At 68.3% G+C, this 1,693-nt stretch carries 3 protein-coding genes; all 3 read right to left on the reverse strand.

The features are described 5' to 3' along the window. Positions 1-279: pyridoxine 5'-phosphate synthase (locus ACE3TU_RS22090; protein WP_374628003.1), on the reverse strand; the 279-nt coding region annotated here is incomplete at its 3' end. Positions 280-382: 103 nt separating this feature from the next. Further along, positions 383-1,267 carry a DMT family transporter gene (locus ACE3TU_RS22095; RefSeq protein WP_374628004.1) on the reverse strand — a complete coding sequence of 295 codons (885 nt, stop codon included), beginning with the start codon at positions 1,265-1,267 and terminating at the stop codon, positions 383-385. 49 nt (positions 1,268-1,316) lie between these two features. Further along, on the reverse strand, positions 1,317-1,693 hold a 377-nt coding region (gene ilvN / locus ACE3TU_RS22100; protein ID WP_374628005.1), incomplete at its 5' end, for an acetolactate synthase small subunit.

Here is a 1,693-nt window from a genome sequence, read left to right on the forward strand (position 1 = left end):
CTGGTCGGGACGCACGGCCTCGCACAGGGCGAGGAAGTCGTCGGTCGGATAGCCCTCGATGTTGAACTCCCGGCCCGGGTAGTCGCGGCGCAGGAGCGTGGCCAGGTCGAAGACGTCCGTCCTGCGGATGTGACGTTCGTCGGGCCGCGGATGTACCGTAAGGCCGTCGGCACCGGCCTCGAGCGCCACCCGCGCAATGCCGGTAACGCTCGGCCAGGGCACGCTGCGGCGATTGCGCAGCATGGCGACGGCGTTGAGGTTGACGGACAGGTGGGTCATCGCAAGAAGTCCTGGCAGCGCTCCGGCGCGGAACGGAGGCTTAGCCCATGGGCGGGCCGCCGGCCAATCGAACCTTGTGATGACCGGATCACCGAAGTGCGGATCAGGCCACGGGGGCAAGTCGACGGCGGCGCTCGTCGAGCAGCACCACCGCGATGCCGCTGACGACCACCAGCGCGATCCCGGCAACCGCGAGCGGGTTGGGGAACTGGTTGAACACCACCACCCCGGAGAGCACGGCCCAGAAGGTGAAGAAGTAGTAGAACGGCGCCACCACGCCCGTCGGCCCGACCCGATAGGCAAGAAAGATGAAGAGGTGCCCGAAGATCAGGAAGAACCCGGCGCCGCCCAGCAGGGCCAGATGCTCGGCGCGCGGCATCACCCAGGTCTCGGTGACGACGTGCAGCACGGCCGCGCCGATCAGCACGACGATCACCGCCGACATGGCGACGATCAGGCCGGGAACCTCGGCGCGGATGCGCCGCCCGGCCAGGTCGCGCACGGCGCAGAGCACCGCGTTCGACAGCGCCAGCAGCGCGTAGACCGATATCCCCGCCCCGGTTGGCTGGGCGACCATCAGGGCGCCGATGAATCCGATTCCGATCAGCGCCATGGCGAGGCCGCCGATCCTCTCGCGGAAGAGAATCGAGGCGCCAAGAAGGATGAGCAGCGGCGTGACCTGACCCAGCGCGGTGGCGTCGGCGATGGGCATGTTGGCGAGCGCCACGATGTAGGCGAGCACCGCCGCGGCCTCTGCCAGGTTGCGGGCCAGCACGCGCCTTTCGAACAGCAGCGGCAACTGGCTTGCATAGCCGAGGGCCAGCAGCAGCGGGGTGCCCCAGATCAGGGCGGCAAGCCCCCGCAGCATCAGCACCTCGTAGGGCGGCAGCCCGGCCGTCGCCAGCTTCATCAGCGTGTCGTTGATCAGGTACGAGCCGGTCGAGAGGACCATGAACAGGGGCCCGCGGAACGGGTGCGGCGACGCCATGAATGGAAGCTCCCAAGCGAAAGCCGGGATCGCTCCCGGCCACCCGCTCTTACATGCCCTCGGAGCCGCGCGATATCGCGGCCAGACCGGTGCGCACAACTTCGACGAGCCCAAGCGGCACCATGAGCGAGATGAAGCTGTCGATCTTGCTCGGCTTGCCGGTGACTTCGAAGACGAAGCTCTCGGTTGTCGCGTCGACGATCTGGGCGCGGAAGGCGTCGGCGAGGCGCAGCGCCTCGGCGCGGGGCTCGCCCGAGCCGGCGACCTTGATCAGCGCCAGCTCGCGCTCGAGCGACTTGCCCTCGCTGGTCAAGTCATGCACGCGATGCACCGGGATCAGCCGCTCGAGCTGCAGCTTGATCTGGATCAGCACCTTGGGGGTCGCGACGGTGACCACGGTGATGCGGCTGAGCCCCTTTTCGTGCT

It is taken from the genome of Devosia sp. (assembly GCF_041917035.1).
In the GTDB taxonomy this organism is placed as follows: Bacteria; Pseudomonadota; Alphaproteobacteria; order Rhizobiales; family Devosiaceae; genus Devosia_A.